Genomic DNA, 23,732 nt, shown 5'->3' with positions numbered 1-23,732 from the left:
CGTTACTCCGCGGCTTCCACCACCGGCGCGATCCGGCGCGAATGGCGGGCTTGTTCGTCATAGGCCTTCTGCCAGTCGGACGGACCGTTCGACGGCGAGATCTGCACGGCCGTCACCTTATACTCCGGACAGTTGGTCGCCCAGTCCGAGAAATCGGTCGTGATGACATTGGCCTGGGTGTCCGGGTGATGGAACGTGGTGTAGACCACGCCCGGCGCCACGCGGTCGGTGATCTCGGCGCGCAGCGTCGTCTCGCCGGCGCGGCTCGCCAGCCGCACCCAGTCCCCATCGCGGACGCCGCGCTGCTCGGCGTCGTGGGGATGGATCTCCAGCCGGTCCTCGGCGTGCCAGACCACGTTCTCGGTGCGGCGGGTCTGCGCACCGACATTGTACTGGCTGAGGATGCGCCCCGTCGTGAGCAGCAGCGGGTAGCGCGGCCCGGTGCGCTCGTCGGTCGCGACATATTCGGTGACGATGAACTTGCCCTTGCCGCGCACGAAGCCGCCGATATGCATGATCGGCGTGCCCTCCGGCGCCTTCTCGTTGCAGGGCCACTGCACGGAGCCGAGTTCGTCAAGCCTGGCGTAGGAGACACCGGTGAAGGTCGGCGTCAGCGCCGCGATCTCGTCCATGATCTCGGACGGATGGTTGTAGTGCATCTCGAAGCCCATCGCCTTGGCGAGCAGGATCGTCACTTCCCAGTCGGCATAGCCGTTGCGCGGCGTCATCACCTTGCGGACGCGCTGGATGCGGCGCTCGGCGTTGGTGAAAGTGCCGTCTTTTTCCAGGAAGGTCGAGCCGGGCAGGAACACATGGGCGTAGTTCGCGGTCTCGTTCAGGAACAGATCGTGGACGATGACGCATTCCATGGCCGACAGCGCCGCCACCACATGCTTGGTGTTCGGATCGGATTGCAGGATGTCCTCACCCTGCACGTAGAGCCCCATGAAGGTGCCTTCGATCGCGGCGTCGAACATGTTGGGGATGCGCAGGCCCGGCTCCTTGTTGAGCTTCACGTTCCACATCGCCTCGAACTGCTCGCGCACGGCGTCGCCCGAGATATGGCGATAGCCGGGCAGCTCGTGCGGAAACGAGCCCATGTCGCAGGAGCCCTGCACGTTGTTCTGGCCGCGCAGCGGATTCACGCCGACGCCGGGCCGGCCGATATTGCCGGTCGCCATCGCAAGGTTGGCGATCGCGATCACCGTGGTCGAGCCCTGGCTGTGCTCGGTGACGCCGAGCCCGTAATAGATCGCGCCGTTGCCGCCGGTGGCATAGATCCGCGCCGCCTCGCGCAGGTCCTTCGGATCGACGCCGGTCATGATCGCGGTCGCTTCGGGGCTGTACTTCTCCTGGGCGACGAAGGCCGCCCATTCCTCGAACTCGCTCCAGTCGCAACGTTCGCGCACGAAGCTCTCGTTGACGAGCCCTTCGGTGACGATGACGTGGGCGAGCGCCGTGACTACGGCGACGTTGGTGCCGGGCATCAGCGGCAGATGCAGTGCCTTCACATGCGGCGATTCCACCATCTCGGTGCGGCGCGGATCGAGCACGATCAGCCTGGCGCCCTGGCGCAGCCGCTTCTTCAGCCGCGAGGCGAACACCGGATGCGCCGAGGCCGGATTGGCGCCGATGATCATGACGACGTCGGTGTCTTCCACCGAATCGAAATCTTGTGTGCCGGCCGAGGTTCCAAAAGTTTGCGATAGGCCGTAACCGGTCGGCGAATGGCAGACGCGGGCGCAGGTGTCGACATTGTTGTTGCCGAAGCCGCCGCGGATCAGCTTCTGCACAAGATAGGTCTCTTCATTGGTGCAGCGTGAGGAAGTGATGCCGCCGACCGCGTCGCGGCCGTATCTCTGCTGGATGCCCCTGAATTTCGCGGCGGCGAAGTTGAACGCCTCGTCCCACGACACTTCCTGCCAGGGATCCTCGATTCTTTCGCGGATCATCGGCTTGAGGATACGCTCCTTGTGCGTGGTATAGCCCCAGGCGAAGCGGCCCTTGACGCAGGAATGGCCGCGATTGGCCTTGCCGTCCTTCCACGGCACCATGCGCACCACTTCCTCGCCGCGCATCTCGGCCTTGAAGGCGCAGCCGACGCCGCAATAGGCGCAGGTGGTGACGACCGAATGCTCGGGCTGGCCGATCTCGATCACGGATTTTTCGGTCAGCGTCGCGGTCGGGCAGGCCTGCACGCAGGCGCCGCAGGACACGCATTCGGAGCCGAGAAAGCTCTCGCTCATGCCGGGCGAGACGCGGCTGTCGAAGCCGCGGCCGGAGATCGTCAGCGCGAAGGTGCCTTGCACTTCCTCGCAGGCGCGCACGCAGCGCGAGCAGACGATGCACTTCGAGGGATCGTAGGTGAAGTACGGATTGGATTCGTCCTTCGGCATCCAGTTGTCGTTTTCGCAGCCATGCGATTTGGCGAAGACGTGGTTCTCGCCCTCGTAGCCGTAGCGCACGTCGCGCAGGCCGACGGCGCCCGCCATGTCCTGCAACTCGCAGTCGCCGTTCGCCGCGCAGGTCAGGCAGTCCAGCGGATGATCGGAGATGTAGAGCTCCATCACGCCCTTGCGCAGCTTCTTCAGCCGCTCGCTCTGGGTGTGCACGACGAGGCCGGGCATCACCGGCGTGGTGCAGGAGGCGGGCGTACCGGCGCGGCCCTCGATCTCGACGAGGCAAAGCCGGCAGGAGCCGAAGGCGTCGACCATGTCAGTCGCGCATAGCTTTGGAATCTGGGTGCCGGCTTCCATCGCCGCGCGCATGATCGAGGTACCCTCGGGCACGGTGATCTGATTGCCGTCGATAATGAGCGTGACCATCGTCTCGGATTTGGACTTGGGCGTGCCGAAATCGGTTTCCTGGATCAGCGACATCGTGATCTCCTGTTATTCCGCGGCCTGCAGGCGGGCCGGTGCGGGACCAAAATCTTCCCGGAAGTGCTTCAGTGCGCTCATCACCGGGTAGGGTGTGAAGCCGCCCAGTGCGCACAGCGAGCCGAACTTCATGGTGTTGCAGAGGTCTTCGATCACGGCGAGGTTTTCCGCCACGCGCTCGCCGTTGATGATCTTGTTGATGGTCTCGACGCCGCGGGTCGAGCCGATCCGGCACGGCGTGCACTTGCCGCAGGATTCGATCGCGCAGAACTCCATCGCAAAGCGCGCCTGCTTGACCATGTCGACGGTGTCGTCGAACACCACGATGCCGCCATGGCCTATCAGGCCGTCGCGCGCCGCAAACGCCTCATAGTCGAACGGCGTGTCGAACAGCGCGCGGGGGAAGTAGGCCCCGAGGGGACCGCCGACCTGCACCGCGCGCACCGACCGTCCGGTGAAGGTGCCGCCGCCGATCTCGTCGACGAGCTCGCCGAGCGTGACGCCGAACGCGGTCTCGAACAGCCCGCCGTGTCTGATGTTGCCGGCGAGCTGGATCGGCAGCGTGCCGCGCGAGCGGCCCATGCCGAAATCGGCATAGGCCGTGGCGCCGTTGTCGAGGATGAAGGGGATCGCCGCGAACGACAGCACGTTGTTGATGACGCTCGGACGGCCGAACAGGCCCTTGTGCGCCGGTAGCGGCGGCTTGGCGCGGACGATGCCGCGGCGGCCTTCGAGGCTCTCCAACAGCGAGGTCTCTTCGCCGCAGACATAGGCGCCGGCGCCGACCCGCACCTCGAGATCGAACTCATGCTTAGTGCCGCCGATCTGCTTGCCGAGGAAGCCGGCGCGCCGCGCCGCCACGATCGCCGCGTTCATCGCCTCGACCGCGTGCGGATATTCCGAGCGGATGTAGATGTAGCCCTTGGTGGCGCCGACCGTGATACCTGCGATCGTCATGCCCTCGATCACGACGAAAGGGTCGCCTTCCATGATCATGCGGTCGGCGAAGGTGCCGCTATCGCCTTCGTCGGCGTTGCAGACGATGTATTTGCGATCGGCCTGCGCCTGCGCCACCGTCTTCCACTTGATGCCGGTCGGGAAGCCGGCACCGCCGCGGCCGCGCAGGCCCGAGGTGATGACGTCGGCGAGGATCTGGTCGGAAGTCAGCGTCAGCGCCCGCTCCAGGCCACGGTAGCCGCCATGGGCGCGGTAGTCGTCGACCGAACGCGGATCGACCACGCCGCAGCGGACGAAGGTCAACCGGGTCTGGCGCTTCAGCCAGGGAATTTCATCTGTGACACCTAGCCGCAGCGCATGCTGGCCGCTGCCGATCATCGCATCGAGCAGCGATGGCACATCCGCCGGCGCCACCGGGCCGAACGCGATGCGGCCTTGCGCGGTCGCAAGCTCGACCATCGGCTCCAGCCAGCACAGCCCGCGCGAGCCGTTCCTGACGATCTCGATCGCCGCGCCACGCGCGGCCGCGGCCTGCGCGAAGGCGAGGGCGACATCGTCGGCGCCGACGGCGACGGCCGCGGCATCGCGGGGGACGTAAATTCGCACCGTCATCGGTGTGCCTCCGCGACCAGGGCGTCGATCCGCGCTTCGTCGAGCCGGCCGACCAGGCGGCCATCCAGCATCGCCGACGGCGCGGTGGCGCACAGCCCGAGGCAGTAGATCGGCTCCAGCGTCACCCGCTGGTCCGCCGTGGTGCTGCCGAGGGATACGCCGAGCTTGGCCTCGGCGCGCGCCGCAAGGGCGTCGCCGCCGGCAGCCTGGCAGGCCTCGGCGCGGCAGAGCTTGAGGACGTGGCGTCCGGCCGGTTGCTTGCGGAAGTCGTGGTAGAAGGTGAACACGCCGTGCACCTCGGCGCGCGACAGATTGAGCGCCTCGGCCACCATCGGGATCGCAGGCTCCGGCACATAGCCGAAGGCTTCCTGCAGCGCGTGCAGGATCACCAGCGTGGCGCCTTCAAGCCCGGCATGCTCGGCGATGATTTCTGCGCCGCGCGCCTTGTCCCAGGGTTCGTATCGCACCGTCATCCGCGCTTCTCACGATCGGTTTTTTGCTTTGCACATGAGAGTTGGAATCCTTCGAAACATCAATAAAGCTGTCTCATGCGGCGATTGCGAAACGCGATTAATAGCGTTGCCAAATGGACCGATCCGGGATCGCAATAATGTTCTGAAATCACGCACATCCGGGGCGCTTTGGATTTCGGGATCGCACCCCGATCGTGCTACCTATGGACGCGCCGGGCTGCCATTTGGGGCGCCGTCTTCCGAAGGGATGTGAACCTTGATCGACAAGCTGGAACTTCTGCTGGCGCTGGCCAAGGAGCGGCATTTCGGCCGGGCTGCGGAGGCCTGCGGCGTCACCCAGCCGACCATGTCGACCAGTCTCAAGCAGCTCGAGGAAATCCTCGGCGTCATGCTGGTGCAGCGCGGATCGCGTTTTCAGGGTTTCACGCCGGAGGGCGAGCGGACGCTGGACTGGGCGCGGCGCATCGTCGGCGATGCGCGGGCGATGAAGCAGGAGATCAACAGCCTCAAGGACAAGCTGTCGGGCGAGATCCGGATCGCCGCGATCCCGACCGCGCTCGGCATGGTGGCCTCGCTCACTACGCCGTTCCGGGCGCGCCATCCCGATGTGCGGTTTCGCATCCAGTCGTGCACGTCGGCCGACGTACTCGGCCTCTTGGAAAATCTCGAGGTCGATGCCGGGCTGACCTATATCGAGAACGAGCCGATCGGCAAGGTTCGCACCATCCCGCTCTACAATGAGAGCTATCGGCTGCTGACGGCGCCGGATGCGATGTTCGGCGACCGCAAGCAGGTGACGTGGAAGGAAGTCGGCACCGTGCCGCTGTGCCTGCTCACGCCGGACATGCAGAACCGCCGCATCATCGACCGCGCGCTGACCTCGGTCGGCGCCGAGGCGACGCCGACGCTGACCTCGAACTCGCTGCTGGTGCTCTACACCCATGTGAAGACCGGACGCTGGGCCAGCGTGATGCCGGCCAAGCTCGCCGAGACGCTTGGCCTTGCCGATGCGGTGCGGAGCATTCCGATCGTCGATCCGGTGGTGGACTACAGCATCGGCCTCGTGATCCCGCAGCGCGATCCGATGACGCCCTTGATCGCGGCCCTGGTGCAGGTCGCGCGCGAGGTCGCGCCGAAGCTGGAGACGCAGTAGCTCTCGGCAGCCAGCCGAGACCCTTCCGTCGTAGTTCAAGCTTGCGATAATCGTGCACATGGTTCGCCGGTAGACGATCGTTCCGCGCGCGGCAATATGGAACTCAGCAGCAGTTCGGCGGTTGCTTTCCGGCGTCCCGGTCAGCGAGAGGAGCTGCTTTGAATCGTCGCCAGTTACTCCACGGATCGGCCATGTTGCCGGCACTGATGCTCTTGCGGCAGCGGCAGGCCGCGGCCGCGGGGAACACGTCGGACGCGCCTTTCAACCCATCGATGGTGAGGGAGCTCGCGCGCAACCTCGCAGCCAAGTCATTCGTGGCGCCGGACGAGAAGTTGCCGAATGGCCTGACGGATCTGAACTACGACCAGTACCGCTCGATCCGCTTCGTGCCCGACCGCGCGCTGTGGCGCGGCGCGAAGCTGCCGTTCGAAGCGCAGTTCTTTCACCGCGGTTTCTTCTACAAGAACAAGGTCCAGATATTCGAGGTCGCTGACGGCAAGGTCAGCGAAGTCAACTACAGCAAGGACATGTTCTCGTTCGGCGAGACCGTGCCTGCGTTCACCGAGACCGACCTTGGCTTCGCCGGATTTCGCATCCACGCGCCGATCAACAAACCGGACTATTACGACGAGGTCTGCGTCTTCCTCGGCGCAAGCTACTTTCGCGCCGTCGCCAAGGATGAGACCTATGGCCTGTCGGCACGCGGCCTGTCGATCGATACCGGCGAGGCCAAGGGCGAGGAGTTTCCGTTCTTCAAGGCGTTCTGGCTCGAGCGTCCGGTGCCCAACGCGACCTCGCTGGTCATCCATGCCTTGCTCGACAGCAAGAGCTGCGCGGCAAGCTATCGCTTCACGATCAGGCCGGGGAAGACCACCGTCTTCGACGTCGAGGCCTCGCTCTATCCGCGCGCCGATCTCGAGCATGCCGGTGTTGCGCCGATGACCAGCATGTTCTTCTTCGGCCCCAATGATCGTAACGAGGTCGATGATTTCCGGCCGTCGGTGCACGATTCCGACGGGCTTGCAATCTACAACGGCAGGGGCGAGAGCCTGTGGCGCCCGCTGAGCAATCCGCGCGACCTGCAGATCAGCACGTTCCAGGACATCAACCCGCACGGCTTCGGGCTGATGCAGCGGGAGAAGAATTTCTTCGCCTATCAGGACATCGAATCGAGCTTCGAGAAGCGTCCGAGCCTGTGGGTCGAGCCGATCGGCGACTGGGGCGAGGGCGCGGTGATCCTGTTCGAGATCCCGACCAAGGAGGAAATCCACGACAACATCGCCGCGTTCTGGCGGCCGAAGGCGCCGCTCAAGGCCAAGAGCGAAACCAATCTCACCTACCGGCTGCATTGGGGACCTGACGCGCCGAAGCCGCATTCGCTGGCGCGTTTCACCCGCAGCGGCATCGGCGCGCATGGCGAGAACGGCAAGCTGTTCGTGCTCGACCTGTTCGGCGACAATTTGAAGGGGATCGATCCCGCCAGCATCAAGGGCGTCGTGACGGCGGAGAAGGCCGAGATCACCAACATCGTCACGCAGCCGAACCCGAATACCGGCGGCTGGCGGCTCAGCTTCCAGTGCGCCGTCAAAAAAGATCCGATCGAGCTGCGCGCCTATCTGGCGCAGGACGACAAGCCGCTCTCGGAGATCTGGGTCTATCGATGGACACCATAGTCACCTCGTCGCGTCCCGACGTCGTGGCGGCGGCCGACGGCTTCCTGCCGCAAGAGAATCCGCTTGCGATGGCGGCGGCCGATCTCGGGCAGCCGCCTCGCGCGGTGAGCAGGCCGGTGTCGGTCGGGGCGGGCATGTTGATGCGCCGCGCGTTCGTGCTGCTGCTGACCGTCGCGCTGACCGGCGCGGGCGCCTACGAGATGTACATGGTGGTCCAGGTCGGCGGCGTGACGATCATGGAATGGATGGTGCTGGTGCTGTTCGTGGCGCTGCTCGCCTGGATCGCGTTCTCGTTCGCCTCGGCATTGGCCGGCTTCGTCGTGCTGCTTCGGCGCAAGGGGAATTCCTTACCGATCCGCGACGATGGTCCGCTGCCACAGCTCGCGAGCCGGACCGCGGTGCTGCTCCCAACCTACAACGAGAATCCGCATCAATTGATGGCGCGCCTGCACGCCATCTACGAGTCCATCGAGGCGACCGGGCAGGGTGACAGCTTCGACTGGTTCGTGCTGAGCGACACCCGCGATCCCGATATCTGGATCGCCGAAGAACAGGCGTTCCTCGCGCTCAGCGACGCCTGCGGTGGTGGCCGGCTCTACTACCGGCATCGCGCCGACAACACGGCACGGAAGTCCGGCAATATCGGGGAGTGGATCAGGCGGTTCGGCGGCGCCTACCAGTTCATGATCGTGCTCGATGCCGACAGCCTGATGTCGGGCGACACCATGGTGCGGATGGTCCACGCCATGGAGAGCAATCCGCAGGCGGCACTGCTGCAGACGCTGCCGGTCATCGTCAACGCCCGCAGCCTGTTCAGCCGCCTGCAGCAATTTGCCGGCCGGCTCTATGGACCGATGGTCGCCGCCGGTGTCGCGTGGTGGCACGGCTCCGAGGGCAATTACTGGGGCCACAACGCCATCATCAGGATCCAGGCCTTTGCGGAACAGGCTGGATTGCCTGAACTCTCCGGGCGCAAGCCGTTCGGCGGCCATATCCTGAGCCACGATTTTGTCGAGGCGGCGCTGATGCGGCGCGCCGGCTGGGGCATCTACATGGCACCGGTGCTCGGCGGCAGCTTCGAGGAGGTGCCGCCGTCGCTGCTGGATTTTGCTGCGCGCGACCGGCGCTGGTGCCAGGGCAACCTGCAGCATCTCGCGGTGCTGACGACGCGCCGCCTGCACTGGATCTCGCGGCTGCATTTCGTGACCGGGATCGGCTCCTACATCACTGCTCCAATGTGGCTTGCGTTCCTGCTGCTCGGCATCCTGATCTCGTTGCAGGCGCGCTTCATTCGCCCCGAATATTTTCCGAAGGGCTTCTCGCTATTCCCGAACTGGCCGGCGCAGGATCCCGTGCTCGCTGCGTGGGTGTTTGGTCTGACGATGGCGCTCCTGATCGTGCCGAAGCTGCTCGGCTTCATCCTGCTGCTGACGCGGCGGGACGTGCGCCGGCAATTCGGCGGCGGCTTCCAGGCGCTGACGGGGGTCATCGCGGAGGTGTTGGTCTCGGCGATGATCGCGCCGGTCATGATGGTGTTCCAGTCGATTGCCGTAGTCGAGATCCTGCTCGGCCGCGATGCCGGCTGGCAGACGCAGCGGCGCGACGACGGCGAGGTCGAGCGGCGTGAGCTCTATCGCAAGTACGGCGTCCCGACCGCCTGCGGTGTCGCGATGGCAGCAAGTGCCTGGGCGGTGTCATTGCCGCTGCTGCTATGGATGTCGCCGGTCATCGTCGGCCTGTTGTTCGCGATCCCGATTGGCGCCTGGACGGCGAAGCCCGCGATGCGCGCGCTATTCGTGACGCCGGAGGAGAGCGAGCCACCGCGCGTGCTGGTCCGCGCCAACGAACTGGCATCGCAGCCCGCGCGCGCCGCGGCCCCCGCACTCGCAATACTTCGGCAGGATTCCAGCCTGCTGCATCGTCATTTGTCGTCGCTGCCGCCGGCGAAGCGCGGCGGCCCGGGCGAGATCGATCTTCATCTCGCGGTGGCCCGTGCGCGGATCGAGGCCAGCGACAGCTTCGATGAGGCGATCGACCATCTCACGCCGCGCGAGACGCTGGCCGTGCTCGGCGATTCCGTCCTGCTGGAAGAGGTGCTCGCGAAGTAGCGTGGGGTTCAGGCCGCTTGCGGCAGTCTCGTCTGCAGCGAGCGCGGATCGCGGGGCAGGGTGACGCGGACGACGGTGCCGACGCCGAGCTTGGAGCGCAGCTTCATCGAGCCGCCATGCAGGTTGGTGAGCGATCGCGCGATCGCAAGGCCGAGCCCCGAGCCCTGATAGCTCTTGGTGAGCTGGCTCTCGACCTGCTCGAACGGCTTGCCGAGCCGCCGCAGCGATTCCGGCGCGATGCCGATGCCGCTGTCGGCGATCAGCAGCACGATCGAGTCGTCGAGCATCTGGCCGCGCACCAGCACGCGGCCGTTGTCGGGCGTGAATTTCACGGCGTTGGAGAGCAGGTTGACGATGATCTGCTTGACAGCGCGGCGGTCGGCGACGACCGAGATGGTGCTTTCGATATCCGATTCCAGCGACAGGCCCTTGTGCTCGGCGCGGCCGGAGACCACCCGCAGCGACTCGGCGAGGATGCCGGAGAGGTCGAGCGGCTCCATGTCGAACTTCATGCGGCCGGCTTCGATCTTCGACATGTCGAGGATGTCGTTGATGACCTCGAGCAGGTATTTCCCTGAGGTCAGTATGTCATGGCAGTACTCCGCGTACTTGTCCGAGCCGAGCGTGCCGAACAGGCCGGAGCCCATGATCTCGGAGAAGCCGATGATGGCATTGAGCGGCGTGCGCAGCTCATGGCTCATATTGGCGAGGAATTTCGACTTCGCGGCGTTGGCGTCCTCGGCGCGGGTCTTTTCCTGCGAGTACTTCTCGGCGAGGTCGGCGAGCTCGACGGCCTGCCGCTCCAGCTCGGATTGCGAGCGCTGCAGGTCGATCACGGTGGCGCGCAGGCGCAGATCGTTGTCGACCAGCTTCTGCTCGTGCGCCTTGATGCGGGTGATGTCGGTGCCGACCGAGACGTAGCCGCCGTCCTTGGTGCGGCGCTCGCTGATGTGCAGCCAGCTGCCGTCGTCGAGCTGCGCCTCGAAGGTACGGGCACCGGGAGCCGGCACGCCGCTCTCGTGCAGGCGGGTGCGCACTTCCGGCATGCTGCCGACCTCGATCACGGTTTCATACGAAGTGCCGGGGCTGACGGCGCTATCCGGCAGCTTGTGCAGCCGCTGGAAGTGCGAGTTGCAGAGCACGAGGCGGTCCTCGGCGTCCCAGAGCACGAAGGCCTCCGGAATCGTCTCGATCGCGTCGCGCAGCCGAAGGTCGGCTTCCACCGACTTCTCGGCGAGGCTCTTCTGTTCGGTGATGTCGACCGCGATGCCGATCAGATGCAGGCCGCTGTCGGCCGCGGCGTGGCTGAGCTCGCAGCGGACGCGCAGCCAGATCCAGTGGCCGCCGACATGGCGCATGCGGAAGCTCTGATCGATGTGATCGATCTTGCCCGAGATCAGCTGCTCGGCGATGTCGAACAGGTTGATGTCGTCGGAGTTCACCAGCGCGTTGACCTCGCCGAAGGTGAGGAGGTCGTTGCGGCTGTCGAGGCCGAGCAGGGTGAACATCGACTGCGACCAGAAGATCCGGCCGCGCGACAGGTCCCAGTCCCACAATCCGCAGCGGCCGCGGTTGAGCGCGGTGTCGATCCGGCCGCGAACGGCGTCGTTGATCAGGTCGCCCTCGCGGGCGCGGGTCGATTGCCAGTGGAACGCGAAGCCGAGGATCAGCACCACGAAGCTCGTGGTCGCCGACAGCGTCACCGAGAGCGCGGCGTCCGATCCCCAGATCGGCTCGTTCATCTCCTGGATGACGACGACCTGGCCGGGCAGCGACTTGACAAGCTGCGAGATCGCCAGCGCGCCGGCGCCGGTCGGCAGCGTCATGTCGCTGACCGCGCCCTGCTGGCTCGGTGCGACAAGCAGCTGGGCTGTGGAGACGATGTCGAGGACGCGGTCGTTCTCGCCGGCGCCGTCCATCGGCACGCGCGCCAGCACGCGATGATCGGCGCTGGTGATGATGACGTGGCGGCCGTTGGCGATGCCCCAGGACGGGATCAGGTCGGGCAGCAGCTCCTGCAGCCGCTCGATATTGGCGAGCCGATCGCGGCGCACCGAGGTCAGGCGGTCGAGGCGCTCGGCGAGGATGTCGGAGAGCGCGGCAAGGTCGCGCTTCATCGCACCGCGCTTTTGCCGGTTCTGGTCGATCACCTGGACGAAGGCGCCGAGGCAGATCGTGATGAGGAAGGCGATGATGAGCGTAGGGACAGCGCGGCGCAGTGCAGGCTCGGCCGTCAAGAGCCTGTGATAGGCCGGTTTTGCGATCGATTGCGCCAATCCCTTGATCGAATCGGATTGGACGCACGCGTTCGCTGCATGCGCGCGCGCCATGCCTTAGACCCCCGCTCTAAGCTGATTTTACCCGGATCGGATGCTCCCCACGTCGCATCCGAATCATGATGATTTGAATCCAGATTTCGCAGCCTGTCGAGAGTCAACGATTCGTTAATGCGAAATAATTCTTGTCCAAGACGGAATCAGGTCGCGCAAAGTGAGTCCGAAACAGGAACGGCTCCGTAGAATTACGCGCGCGCCGGTTCTGCGTGACTGATCACACGCTTCACGGTGGGGAACGTGCGACGCAGCTTGCGTTCGATCTCGTCGACGCTTTCGTGCACCTTGATCACACTCATCGAGGGCTCGGCGCGGCAATGGAAGTTGACGATCTCGCCGGCGTCGGTGTTGCGGACCCGCACATTATGGATGTCATGGATCGCGCCGCCATCGGCGAAGCCGGTCAGTGCGGTCTTGATGGCATCGACGCGGTCGGGCGCGGCGTCGGTTCCCCAGGGCAGTTCCGGCTGGAGCGGCTCGATATGGGTGTCGACCTCGACGTCCTCGCCAAAATCCTCGCGGATCGCGCGCTCGAGCTCGTGGGCGATGTCGTGGGCGGCGTCCAGCGCCATGTCGCTGTCGACCTCGAGGTCGATGCCGACGATCAGCTTGCCGCCGATGTCGTGCACGGTGACGTGGTGGATGGCAAGGCCGGAATTGCGCGCGATCACCATGATGCGCTCGCGCACGCTCTCATTGTCGCGCGCCACCGGCACTGCAGTGAAGGTGAGGTCGGCGTCGCCGAACGCCTTGGTCATCGCCTGCTGCGCCCGGCGCTTGATGTCCTCGACGCGGTCGATCGGATAGGTGCGCGGCACGGCGGCGATGGCATCGATGAAATGCGTGGCGCCGACCATGCGGACCCGCAGCCGCTCGACGTCGACGACCCCCGGCACCGCCCTGATCGCCGCGGTGGCCTTCTCCAGCGCGCCTTCCGGCGCACGGTCGAGCAGGGTCTCGACCGTCTCGCGCGCCATGCGCAGGCCGAGCAGGGCGATCATCACGGCAACCGCGATGGCGGCCGCGGCATCGCCCCACCAGAAGCCGAAGCCCGCCAGCACCAGCCCGACGATCACCGCCGCAGAGCCCATCACGTCGGAGGCGAAATGCAGCGCGTCGGCGGCCAGCGCCTGGCTCTTGGTGTCGCGCGCCGCGCGGTGCAGCGCCCGGGCGCGCCATAGATTGACGCCGATATCGATGGTCAGAACGATGAACGGAATGGCTGAGATCGAAGGCGGCGGCGCGCCTTCGCGCAGATGGCTGTAGGCCTGCACCAGGATGCCGCCGGCCAGCACATAGAGCAGGGCGATGATGAAGAGTGCGGAGACGCTCTCGAACTTGCCGTGGCCGTAATGATGCTCGGCGTCGGCGGGCTGGTCCGACACCCGCACCACCGCCCAGGTGATGATGGTGGCGACGAGGTCGATCGAAGAGTGCAGCGCCTCGGAGATCAGCGCCAGCGATCCGATGGCGATGCCGACGACGAACTTCGCCGCGGCCATGCCGCCGCTGGCAAGGATCGAGATCGCGGCGACGGATGTCTTGGTGTTGGGCGCGTTGGTGCTGGAAGAGCTCATGGGCGGCGGTGTAGCAGGCCAACCGTGAACATCAAGTGTCAGTCGTCACGCGCAATCGCAACTCACTTGCAACAGCAGAGTTGTATCAATGTCACGCCAAATGACGACGGGGAGGTGGTCCGCCGTGCGCCACCCCAGCCATCTTTCGCGCTCCAGCCGCCTTCCGCGTCCAAATCACCTGAAACGACCACTTGCGATATATGGACCAAATGGTCTATATATCAATCATGAGCCGCCAAACCACCATGCAGGCGCCCCGTGGCCGCCCGCGAAGTTTCGACATGGACGCCGCCGTCGAACGCGCGATGAATGTGTTCTGGTCGCGCGGCTATCACGCCACGGCACTGCCGGACCTGCTGCGTGCGACAAAACTCTCGCGCGGCAGCCTATACGCCGCTTTCGGCGACAAGCACTCGCTGTTCCTGCGCGCTCTCGATCGCTACATTGCCGATGCCCTGACGCGGATGGATGACGAACTCGATCCCCGCAGAGATCCGGTCGACGGGCTGCGGGCCTACCTTGCCGGCTACGTTGAGCGCGCGTGCGGTGCCAATGGCCGGCGCGGCTGCCTGCTGGTGGCGACGGCGATGGAGCTGGCTGGCCAGGATGCCGAGGTCGGTCGTCGCTTTGCGAGCTTCTTCAAAACCATGGAGACCAGGGTGGCGGATGCATTCTCTCGTGCGGAGAGGGCGGGCAAGCTGTCCGCTGGCGTCGAGCCTTCGAGTGCAGCCCGAATTGTCATCTGTTTCCTGTGGGGGCTGCGCGTGGTCGCCAAAACGGCTCCGGCGCGCGCCACCTCGCAAGCCACCGCCGACGCGCTGCTCGATCGCTTTCTCAGGTAAGGAACCCGCGAACGCCTTCGCGTTTGGCGTGCCTATATATAGACCGATCGGTCTTGAAAGGAAAGAAGCCATGTCCGTCATCCAGATCGTCTGCGCGGTGGCCGTTCCCTTGCTCTGGGGTTATCAGTTCGTGGTCATCAAGGTCGGCGTCACCGAGTTTCCGCCGCTGTTCTTCCTCGCGCTGCGCTTTTTGGCGATGGCGCTGCTGGTTGTCCCGTTCGTCAAGGCGCCGACGCGCCAACAACTGGGCCCGATCGCGGTCATCTCGCTCTTCCTCGGCGGGCTGAACTTCGGGCTGTTCTATGTCGGCCTCGGGCTCGGCTCGGGAAGCATGTCGGCGGTCGCCTATCAACTCGCGCCGGCCTTCACCGTGCTGCTGGCCTGGCCGCTGCTGGCGGAGCGGCCGTCGCTCGTCACATCGGTCGGCGTGGTGCTTGCGTTCGCCGGCGTGGTGCTGACAGCGGAGCCCGGCCGGTCGGCGAACGCCTTGCCGCTGCTGCTGGTGGTCGGAGCCGCCTTCGCATTCGCGGTGTCTACCGTCCTGACCAAACGTCACGGCCCGTTTGATCCGCTGATGCTGATGGGGTGGTCGTCGCTGCTCACCGTGCCGCAGGTGTTGCTGATGTCGTTGCTGCTCGAGCATGGACAAGCGGCGAGCCTTGTCACGGCGGATAGACACGGCTGGCTGGCGCTGGCCTACACCATTTTTATCGGGGGGATTGTCGGGTTCGGCCTCTGGTTCTGGCTGATCGCGCGCTGTTCGATGGACCGCATCGCTCCCTTCGGCCTGCTGGTTCCGGTGTTCGCCTTGATCTCGAGCGTGTTGTTTCTTGGCGACAGCGCGACGCCGAAGCTGATTGTCGGCGGGCTGCTCGCGATCTCCGGCGTCGCCATCACGCAGGTGAGGCCGAGCACGTAAGGCGGATTGGCGCGCAGGATGGGTAGTACGTAGCGGAGCCCATCATCTCGCCGCGCGGATACAATCGATGCTTCGCCTCGCATTGTCGAAGACAGCCCATCCAGTCATTTTGCTGACGCATTCTCTGTCTTAGTCGACGAGAACTAAAGACACTGTGTGGGACCTCTGGTTCCCACAATGGTTCCGTCGCCTGAACTGGCACGACTCCGCAACGAATTGTCACGAGTGAACGCCTCCGCGTTGCCTCGATCATGTCTTGCGGCATCGGGAACCGACGATCAGAAAATCAATCAAGGAGTTATGATGCTGTTCGGCTTGAGCGCCGCAACTTGCGGCGCCCTGGTTGCGCTTGCCATGTCTGGCACCGCTGCTCGAAGTGAAAACAATTCGGTTCATTCAAGCGCTGTCGTCAAAGCCGCTTGTGAGGATGCGATCGTCGGCGCAGCATCCATGTACGATCCGTTCAAGCCCGGCAGGGAGGAGGGCGGTCCGAGCACAGCTTCCGGCGAGCGCTATGATCGCTCGGTCTGGGCGGCCGCCATCAAAACGAGCTTGCGTCAGAAGTTCGGCGGGGTCCAATTCGGCGCGAGGCCGAAATATGCGCTCGTCGAGGCCGTAGGCAAGAAGGTCATCGTCAAGATCAATGACGTCGGGCCATTACGGCCTGGCCGCATCATTGACCTCAACGTGCGGACGATGCGCTATTTCGATCCAGGCCTGGAGCTCGGAGTCATTCGCGACGTGAAGGTGAGCCCCCTTGCGGGGGATTATTGGAGTCCCGGACCTGTCGGCTGAACGTCGCGCGCGAACTTGATGGTCGCCACGCAGCTACAGCGTCACCACGATCTTGCCGAGGTGCTTGTTGGCTTCCATGTGCTCGAACGCCTTGCCGATGTCGGCGAATTTGTAGACCTGATCGATCGGCAGCTGCAGCTTGCGCGCTTCGACCGCGGGCCAGATGTCCTTGCGCACCTCGTCGAAGATCGCGCGGATTTCCTCGATCGAGCGGGTGCGGAAGGTGACGCCGATATACTGGATGCGGCGCGCGGCGTGCAGGTCGAAGTTGAAGTCGCCATGGGTGCCGCCGAGCCGGCCGACATTGACGATGCGGCCCTTGACCTTGGTCGCTTTCAGGTTCTGGTTCGCGACCGGGCCGGAGACCTGATCGACGATCAGATCGACGCCTTCGCCACCGGTCGCCTGCAATACCTGATCGACCCAGCCGGGATCCTTGGAATCAATGGCGAGATCGGCGCCGAATTCCGTCAACCGGCTGCGGCGCATCGCGTCCGTCGAGGACCCCACCACGAGCTTTGCGCCCTTCAGTTTTGCAATCTGCATCGCCATGAGGCCGACGCCGGAGCTCGCGCCCTGGATCAGCACGGTCTGGCCCGCCTGCAGCGCGCCGTTGGTGACGACGGCGTTGTGCATGGTGGCGAGCGCGACGGGCAGGGTGGCGGCCTCGTCGAAATTCATGTTCGACGGGCTGCGAAACAGCCGGCCGTGATCGGCGAGCGTGTATTCGGCGAACGCCGCGCCGCCGGAGCCCATGATCTTGTCGCCGACCTTGACGCCTTTGGCATCGGGACCGAGCTCGGCGACTTCGCCGGCCCATTCCATGCCGAGCACGGTGCCGACGCCGCCGGCCGCGCCATGGGCGTGGCCCTTGGTCATGCCGAGATCGGCGCGGTTCAACCCGCAGGCGTGAACCTTGACCAGCACCTGGGTGCCCTTCGGCACGGGCTTAGCGACGTCGGTGATTTCGGGGCCGTTGGTTCCGTAGACATACGCTTTCATGGGCTTGTTCTCGTTGCTGTCGTCTAACGCGAGATGGCTCTGAGTTCCGTCATCACCGCGCAAAGGCGTCGCCTTTGTCGCTGGAGGTGGCCGTCCTTCCGCGGTCCTCGAAGGATGAATGGCCCGATCGGTGGCCGTCGACCCTTCGAGACGCGCTTGGCGTTCCTCAGGGTGACGGATCACCAGTGGAGGTCTATTCAGCTGCCCGACGTTTGGCGCCGGACATCATTGCCTCGAGCCGTTCGCGGATGATCGCTTCTGCCTCGCTCACGATGCGCGAGATCAGTTCGGCGCAGGACGGGATGTCGTGGATCAGGCCCTGCACCTGGCCGGCCGACCAGATGCCTTCGTCGGCGTCGCCAGTGGCGTAGACCATCTTGCCGCGGGCGCCGGCGACCAGTTCGCGAACGTCCTCGAACTTGGCGCCTTCTTTCTCCATTTGCACGACCTTGGTCGAGATCGCATTCTTGGCGACGCGCGAGGTGTTGCGCATGGTGCGGAAGATCAACTCGGTCTCGCGCTCGTCATTGGCGACGATGCGCTCCTTCACGAGCTGATGGATCGGGCTCTCCTTGGTGCACATGAAGCGGGTGCCCATGTTGATGCCCTCGGCGCCGAGCGCCAGCGCTGCGACGAGGCCGCGGGCGTCGCCGAAGCCGCCCGAGGCGATCATCGGGATCTTCACCTTGTCGGCGGCGGCGGGGATCAGGATCAGGCCGGGGGTGTCGTCCTCGCCGGGATGGCCGGCGCATTCAAAACCGTCGATCGAGATCGCGTCGGCGCCCATCCGCTCGGCGGACAGCGCGTGACGGACGCTGGTGCATTTGTGCAGCACCTTGACGCCGTGCTTCTTGAACTCGTCGACATGCTCCTGCGGTTTGTTGCCGGCGGTCTCGACGATCTTGATGCCGCTCTCGATGATGGCCTGGCGATACTCGGCGTAAGGCGGCGGCTTGATCGCGGGCAGGATGGTCAGGTTCACGCCGAACGGCTTGTCGGTCAGCTCGCGGCAGCGCGCGATCTCCTTGCGCAGATCGTCCGGCGTCGGCTGCGTCAACGCGGTGATCATGCCGAGCGCGCCGGCATTGGCGACGGCGGCGACCAGTTCCGCGCGCCCGACCCATTGCATGCCGCCCTGCACGATCGGGTGGTCGACGCCGAACATTTCGGTGAAGCGTGTCTTGATCATTCTGCCCTCGTTTCCATCGAAATTTTCCGTGACGCGGATGGCCGCGCACGGTGTTGTTATTGGATGTCGAGGGAAGGATGCAGTCCGGTCCGGCAAATGTCTACCGACGACCTGCGGCGCGCCTATGCGGAAATGGCGGGCCGCGGCGGTCAGGCGAGGGCGGGCGGGGTCTTTCGTGACCTTGTTCGGGCGCTGCTGATCGAACACGCCGCGCCCGACTGGTAATACGACAACGGAGATGCTTGCTACGCCGGCACGGCGTCCTTCTTCGACGCGGCGGTCTCCTCGTCGAAGGCCGCCGCGATGTCGCGCATGCTGACGACGCCGATCAGGCTGTAATTGTCGATCACGGGCACATGGCGAATGTGGTGCTTGGTCATGAGATGACGGATGTGCTCGAGCGTGTCGCTCGAGGTGCACGACACCAGCTGCTGCACCGAGACGAACTGCGAGACCTTCATGCCGGCGCCGGCCGCGCCGTGCTCGGCGATCGCGCGCACCACGTCGCGCTCGGTGAACATGCCGACGGCGGTGTTGCCCTCGGTGCGAACGACATCCTTGACCACCAGCGCGCTGATATTGCTGGCGCGCATCAGTTGCGCGGCGATCGCTACCGTCTCGTTCATGCGCACCGTGGCAACGCGAGGGGTTTTCTTGCGCAGGATATCTCCGACTTGCATGGCAACCTCCTTGGTTATCGTTGACAGGACTTTGGTATACAAAATGCCAATTGTCAACGCCGCCGTCAGAGGAATTTACCACTGGGAAATCGCCGAAATAGCAGAGACGCTGACGTTTCAGACGATTGTGACCCGGTGTGAGCGGGTAGGCCATTCGGCTCTCTGGGTGTTTCTGGTATCTGGCATCCCTCCGTCCGACAAAAGAAGAGGCGCACCAAAGTGCGCCTCCATCGTTCAGCGGGAAGTCCCGAAATCAGGCAGTCAAATCAGGCTGGCATCTCACGCTGTCTTGGCGTTCGTCGCAGTCTCGGCTGCTGCGGCCGCCTCGTTGCCGTTGATGAAGGCGCGGCGCATCGGCTTGATCACGAACAGTGCCATCAGCGCCGCGGTGGCATTGAGCGCAACCGCGATCACGAACACCGCCTGCCAGCCATAGCTGGCGGCCACGATGCTGGCACCCGGCACCAGGAGCGCTGCGGTGCCCTTCGCGGTGTAGAGCATGCCGTTGTTGGTGGTCGCGAACTTCGAGCCGAATGTGTCGCCGGAGGTCGCCGGGAACAACGAGTAGATCTCGCCGAACACGCCGAAATAGACCGCAGTCGCCAGCACGAACACCAGCGGGTTGTGGCCCCAGGTCGACAGCGTCAGCAGCATCAGCGCGCCGGTGCCGAACGCGATGAACATGGTGTGCTCGCGGCCGATATTGTCGGAGACCCAGCCGAAGAACGGCCGTCCGAACCCGTCGAAGATGCGGTCGAGCGAGATCGCAAAGGTCAGCGCGGCCATTTGGAAGCCGGCGAGCGAGACCGGCGTGGTGGCGATCTTGTAGTCGTGCGCGATCGGCGCGATCTGCGCCGCCGCCATCAGGCCGCCGGAGGCGACCATCACGAACACCAGATACATCACCCAGAAGATCGGGCTGCGCAGCACCTGCGGCGGCGTGAAGTCGATCTTGGTCTGCGGCAGATTGAGCTGCTTCTTCTTCGGCGGGATCGTGACCGCAGGCTTCTGGATGAAGAAGGCGAGCAGGAACACGATCAGGCCTTGCCCGATGCCGAAATCGAAGAACGCGGTCTGATAGCCGCTCGAGGCGATCATGTTGGCGATCGGCGCCACGGTCAGCGCCGCGCCGGCGCCGAAGCCTGCGGCGGTTGCGCCGGCGGCAAGGCCCCGGCGATCGGGAAACCATTTCAGCGCATTGCCGACGCAGGTGCCGTACACCGAGCCGGCACCGATGCCGCCGATGACGGCCGCGGCGTAGAGCAGGGAGAGTGAATCGGCGTAGGAGTTCAGCACCCAGGACAGCGCGATCATGGCGCCGCCGAACATGATGACGATCCGCGGGCCATATTTGTCGACGAACCACGCTTCGACCGGCACCAGCCAGGTCTCGGTCACCACGAAGATCGTGAAGGCGAACTGGATCGCCGCGCGGCCCCAATGATGCGCGCCGTCGATCGGATCGACGAACAGCGTCCAGCCATATTGCAGGTTCGCGATCATCGCCATGCAGACGATGCCCATCACGAGCTGAAGCCAGCGGAAGCCACTGGACGAGGGTTGTGCTTGTGTTGCGGCAGCATTGCTGGAAACCATCAAATCCTCCCGAGCGCGCCTGGTCTTCTTGTGACCCAGTGTCGCAATTCTTGTGGCGTATCGTCGCAATCGCTGGCGGGAGGTTGGTATACTATATCCCAGAAAGCAAGCCCATCTTTCTACTGCGCCGCAGCAAAACTGGCATGCTTTGGGCTGATCGGGCGACGACGGGATGCCGGAAAATGAAAACGCCCGGCGTCGGCCGGGCGCTTTCGTCAGTTGAAGGGCGCGGTTGCCTAAGCCAGCGCCGCCGATTTCTCGACCACGATTTTCCGCCACGGTTTCAGCACGGCGATCGCGAGCAGCGAGGCAAGGATGTTGGCGCCGGCTGCGATGATGAACACGTTGTCCCAATGGCCCGAGGACTGCTGCATGTAGTTGGCGATCGGCACCAGCAGCGCCGCGGTGCCCTTCGCGGTGTAGAGCAGGCCCGCATTGGTGGTCGCGAACTTGGCGCCGAACGTGTCGGTGCAGGTCGAGGGAAACAGCGAATAGATCTCGCCCCAGGCAAAGAACACGAAGCCCGACAGCAGCACGAACCACACCGGGTCGTGGCCCCAGAGGTAGAGCATCCAGATGCCGAAGCCTTCCATACCGAAGGCGATGAACATCGTGTTCTCGCGGCCGATCATGTCGGAGATCCAGCCGAAGAACGGACGCGTCAGACCGTTGAGCACGCGGTCGATGGTGGCCGCGAAGGTCACGGCCGTCATCGTCACCGCCATCAGCGTGACCGGCACGCTGTCGACCTTCCAGTCGACCGCGATCGGCTTCAGGTTCGCCGTCACCATCAGGCCGCCGGCGCCCACGATCACGAACATGAAGTACATCAGCCAGAAGATCGGCTGCCGCAGCACTTCGGTCGGCTGATAGTTGCGCCGGGTCTGGATGATGTTGGCATTCGCCACGACCGCCGGCACCTGGCCGGCCTTCGGCGCGAGCAGGAAGAAGGCGAGCAACACGATGATGATGCCCTGGCCGAGGCCGAAATAGAGGAAGGTGGTCTGGAAGCCGGAGTCCTTGATCATGGCCTGGATCGGCGCCACCGTCAGTGCGGAGCCCGCGCCGAAGCCGGCCGCCGTGATGCCCGCCGCAAGCCCGCGCTTGTCGGGAAACCATTTCAGCGCGTTGCCGACGCAGGTGCCGTAGACGCCGCCGGCGCCGATGCCGGCGATGATCATGCCGAGATAGTAGCCGTTCAGCGAGGTCGCCTGCGCGTTGATCGCCCACCCGATCGCGCAGAGAATGCCGCCGATTAGCACGACGAGGCGCGGACCGTATTTATCGACGAACCAGCCTTCGACCGGGACCAGCCAGGTCTCGAACAGCACAAACAGCGTAAAGGCCCACTGGATCGATGCGCGATCCCATCCAAACTTCTTCTGGATGTCGGGGACGAAGAACGTCCACCCGTATTGATAGTTTGCGATCATCACCATCGCGGCGACGCCGATCGCAAGTTGCGTCCAGCGATACGTATCGCTGACACGCGCGGCCGCGGGGGCCGCAGTTGCCTGAACCATGTCCGACATTGATCCTCCCAGTGCGCGCTTTGTCATTCTGCTTGTGGCGCGGCTCGGTCATCTTGGTATTTGATATGCCAAGGTTCAAGCTGTCGCGGAGGTCGCGTGCGAATATGCCGCAGAGGACTCAGGCGGTCATCGCGAGAGTAATTCAGCGCGCAAAAAAATGGCCCCGAAAATCGGGACCATTGGTCGAAGGTTGAATGCCAGGTCGCATGTCGCGATGCGCACCCCGATGAATCGTTCCGGCTCAGAGGCCGAAGCGCGGCAGGTCGCCGTTGCGGTTCGAGATCTCCGCGCTCTTCATCAAGAGGCGATCGATCGAAGCCAGCAGGCGGCCGAACAGGGTGGAGGAGGGCGCGAGCGCGATGGCGGTGGTCTTGATGGCAGTAGTCTTGGACATTGGTGTCCCCTTTCGCTGGAGGCCAGTAATGGGCCGGCTCACTATCTGGGGTCAAACTATGTATACCAGATGCCAGATACAACGGGAGTGTTTGCATAGCAGCATTCCAAATGGTGCAATGCAACAGGGCGCGTCGCTTGGCATCCCAGACCAGAGCAAAGGGAGGCGGAAGCCACAGGACCTGTGGGTCAGAATCTCCAGCTGAAACTGGCCTTTACCGAGTGAACCTGCACCCGGTCGGCGTACCGGCCGACGTAGGCGATGCCAACGCTGGTCTGCGGCCCGCACGTTGGGCAAGTTCGTTGGACTTCGCGTCGGCGTCGCCGCAAAAAAGAAAGGCCGCCGAATGCGGCGGCGGCCTTGAGTGACTGGGTTTGCTTTTCTTCTTGGCCGATGAAGGGTCGGGGCCAGATCCCTTCACCGCGTCCAGTCTTCGCCCGCGCATAGCGTTCCCATGCAGCCGCGAACGTTCAGCGTGCCCGACGACACCAGCGTCACCGAGCTCTCATAGGTCATGCCGTCATCGGCGTTGTAGATCCGGCCGGCCCATTTGTTCGGGCCTGCGGGCTGCATGTTGATGAACAGCGAGATGCCCATCACCGGCCGGGTCCGTTGCGCGGGATCGGCATTCTTGTCGTCGCGCTGCGGCTTGCCGGTGGCCTTGTCGGTCGGCTCCTTCAGCCAGACGACGCGGCCGCACAGCGCGCTGCCGCAGCGCTGGACTTTGATCTTGGCATCACCGGACTGGGTCAGCCAGACGCCGGCCGGATCGTTGGCCTTGTCGTTGGCTTTGGCGGCATCGGCGGCGCTGCCGAGCAGCGGAATGTGGAACGCGGCCACGATCAGGCGGCGGGCGAGATGGGCGTGGATCAATTGCTTCAAGGCCTTGGTGAGGCCGTTTTGGTCTGGGATTGCAGTCATCATCCACCTTCTTCATGAAAAATTTCATGATAAACATGAAATAAATCACGTTTAAGGTTGAGTCAACAACATTACCAAGGCATGATGCTACCCGGCT

19 protein-coding genes are annotated in these 23,732 nt (G+C 64.5%); 7 read left to right on the top strand and 12 right to left on the bottom strand.

Annotated features, from left to right (window positions below):
* Positions 1-2: 2 nt before the first annotated feature.
* Genes fdhF through ACVISU_RS06465 form a run of 3 tightly spaced genes read right to left on the bottom strand, consistent with a single transcriptional unit; the run spans position 3 to position 4,921 of the window.
* A complete protein-coding gene (gene fdhF, locus ACVISU_RS06475) occupies positions 3-2,879 on the bottom strand; it encodes a formate dehydrogenase subunit alpha (protein WP_456706378.1) in 2,877 nt (958 codons plus the stop codon).
* Between the two features lie 12 nt (positions 2,880-2,891).
* A complete protein-coding gene (locus ACVISU_RS06470) occupies positions 2,892-4,448 on the bottom strand; it encodes an NADH-ubiquinone oxidoreductase-F iron-sulfur binding region domain-containing protein (RefSeq protein WP_456706377.1) in 1,557 nt (518 codons plus the stop codon).
* Entirely contained in the window at positions 4,445-4,921 is a 477-nt protein-coding gene (locus ACVISU_RS06465; protein ID WP_456706376.1) for a formate dehydrogenase subunit gamma, read from the bottom strand. The genes ACVISU_RS06470 and ACVISU_RS06465 overlap by 4 nt, the downstream gene beginning before the upstream one ends.
* A gap of 256 nt (positions 4,922-5,177) precedes the next feature.
* Between ACVISU_RS06465 and ACVISU_RS06460 the strand changes: the two genes are divergently transcribed.
* The 3 genes from ACVISU_RS06460 to mdoH all read left to right on the top strand — a co-directional run bounded on the left by ACVISU_RS06460 (position 5,178) and on the right by mdoH (position 9,855).
* Positions 5,178-6,074: a LysR family transcriptional regulator gene (locus tag ACVISU_RS06460; RefSeq protein WP_050405105.1), complete on the top strand. Its 897-nt coding sequence runs from the start codon at positions 5,178-5,180 to the stop codon at positions 6,072-6,074.
* 206 nt (positions 6,075-6,280) lie between these two features.
* Complete coding sequence (locus ACVISU_RS06455) at positions 6,281-7,747, top strand: glucan biosynthesis protein G (RefSeq protein WP_456710770.1); 1,467 nt, start codon at positions 6,281-6,283, stop codon at positions 7,745-7,747.
* Positions 7,735-9,855, top strand: coding sequence for a glucans biosynthesis glucosyltransferase MdoH (mdoH, locus tag ACVISU_RS06450; protein WP_456706375.1), 2,121 nt, complete (start codon positions 7,735-7,737; stop codon positions 9,853-9,855). Before ACVISU_RS06455 ends, mdoH begins: the two co-directional genes overlap by 13 nt.
* An 8-nt stretch (positions 9,856-9,863) precedes the next feature.
* On the opposite strand, the gene ACVISU_RS06445 is transcribed toward mdoH, so the two are convergent.
* Together ACVISU_RS06445 and ACVISU_RS06440 are read right to left on the bottom strand one after the other, a co-directional pair.
* Positions 9,864-12,185, bottom strand: coding sequence for an ATP-binding protein (locus ACVISU_RS06445; protein WP_456706374.1), 2,322 nt, complete (start codon positions 12,183-12,185; stop codon positions 9,864-9,866).
* Between the two features lie 191 nt (positions 12,186-12,376).
* The gene (locus ACVISU_RS06440) at positions 12,377-13,765 is read right to left on the bottom strand and encodes a cation diffusion facilitator family transporter (RefSeq protein WP_456706373.1); all 1,389 of its coding nucleotides are present in this window, start codon (positions 13,763-13,765) and stop codon (positions 12,377-12,379) included.
* A gap of 245 nt (positions 13,766-14,010) precedes the next feature.
* Between ACVISU_RS06440 and ACVISU_RS06435 the strand changes: the two genes are divergently transcribed.
* The 3 genes from ACVISU_RS06435 to ACVISU_RS06425 all read left to right on the top strand — a co-directional run bounded on the left by ACVISU_RS06435 (position 14,011) and on the right by ACVISU_RS06425 (position 16,321).
* Positions 14,011-14,607, top strand: coding sequence for a TetR/AcrR family transcriptional regulator (locus ACVISU_RS06435; RefSeq protein ID WP_456710769.1), 597 nt, complete (start codon positions 14,011-14,013; stop codon positions 14,605-14,607).
* Positions 14,608-14,677: 70 nt separating this feature from the next.
* Entirely contained in the window at positions 14,678-15,526 is an 849-nt protein-coding gene (locus ACVISU_RS06430; RefSeq protein ID WP_050405100.1) for a DMT family transporter, read from the top strand.
* A gap of 300 nt (positions 15,527-15,826) precedes the next feature.
* Entirely contained in the window at positions 15,827-16,321 is a 495-nt protein-coding gene (locus ACVISU_RS06425) for an RlpA-like double-psi beta-barrel domain-containing protein (protein ID WP_172803491.1), read from the top strand.
* 33 nt (positions 16,322-16,354) lie between these two features.
* On the opposite strand, the gene ACVISU_RS06420 is transcribed toward ACVISU_RS06425, so the two are convergent.
* On the bottom strand, positions 16,355-17,323 hold the full coding sequence (locus ACVISU_RS06420; protein ID WP_456706372.1) for a zinc-binding dehydrogenase: 969 nt from the start codon (positions 17,321-17,323) through the stop codon (positions 16,355-16,357).
* A 193-nt stretch (positions 17,324-17,516) separates the two neighbouring features.
* On the bottom strand, positions 17,517-18,512 hold the full coding sequence (locus tag ACVISU_RS06415; RefSeq protein ID WP_050405098.1) for an NAD(P)H-dependent flavin oxidoreductase: 996 nt from the start codon (positions 18,510-18,512) through the stop codon (positions 17,517-17,519).
* A gap of 96 nt (positions 18,513-18,608) precedes the next feature.
* On the opposite strand from ACVISU_RS06415, the gene ACVISU_RS06410 reads away from it, so the two are divergent.
* Positions 18,609-18,737: a hypothetical protein gene (locus ACVISU_RS06410; RefSeq protein WP_456706371.1), complete on the top strand. Its 129-nt coding sequence runs from the start codon at positions 18,609-18,611 to the stop codon at positions 18,735-18,737.
* A gap of 20 nt (positions 18,738-18,757) precedes the next feature.
* Here ACVISU_RS06410 and ACVISU_RS06405 read toward each other — a convergent pair whose 3' ends face one another.
* From ACVISU_RS06405 to ACVISU_RS06385, 5 genes are all read right to left on the bottom strand, one after another.
* Positions 18,758-19,192: a CBS domain-containing protein gene (locus tag ACVISU_RS06405; protein ID WP_016846946.1), complete on the bottom strand. Its 435-nt coding sequence runs from the start codon at positions 19,190-19,192 to the stop codon at positions 18,758-18,760.
* A gap of 279 nt (positions 19,193-19,471) precedes the next feature.
* Positions 19,472-20,788: an oxalate/formate MFS antiporter gene (gene oxlT, locus ACVISU_RS06400; protein WP_456706370.1), complete on the bottom strand. Its 1,317-nt coding sequence runs from the start codon at positions 20,786-20,788 to the stop codon at positions 19,472-19,474.
* 236 nt (positions 20,789-21,024) lie between these two features.
* Positions 21,025-22,320 carry an oxalate/formate MFS antiporter gene (gene oxlT / locus ACVISU_RS06395; RefSeq protein ID WP_456706369.1) on the bottom strand — a complete coding sequence of 432 codons (1,296 nt, stop codon included), beginning with the start codon at positions 22,318-22,320 and terminating at the stop codon, positions 21,025-21,027.
* A 241-nt stretch (positions 22,321-22,561) separates the two neighbouring features.
* Positions 22,562-22,714 carry a hypothetical protein gene (locus tag ACVISU_RS06390; RefSeq protein WP_172803490.1) on the bottom strand — a complete coding sequence of 51 codons (153 nt, stop codon included), beginning with the start codon at positions 22,712-22,714 and terminating at the stop codon, positions 22,562-22,564.
* Between the two features lie 417 nt (positions 22,715-23,131).
* Positions 23,132-23,638, bottom strand: a complete 507-nt coding sequence (locus tag ACVISU_RS06385) for a DUF2147 domain-containing protein (RefSeq protein ID WP_456706368.1) — start codon at positions 23,636-23,638, stop codon at positions 23,132-23,134.
* Positions 23,639-23,732 lie beyond the last annotated feature (94 nt).

Source organism: Bradyrhizobium sp. USDA 4452, from assembly GCF_054063575.1.
Note: the sequence above shows the minus strand (reverse complement) of the source record. Positions and strands in the feature narration are given on the sequence as shown.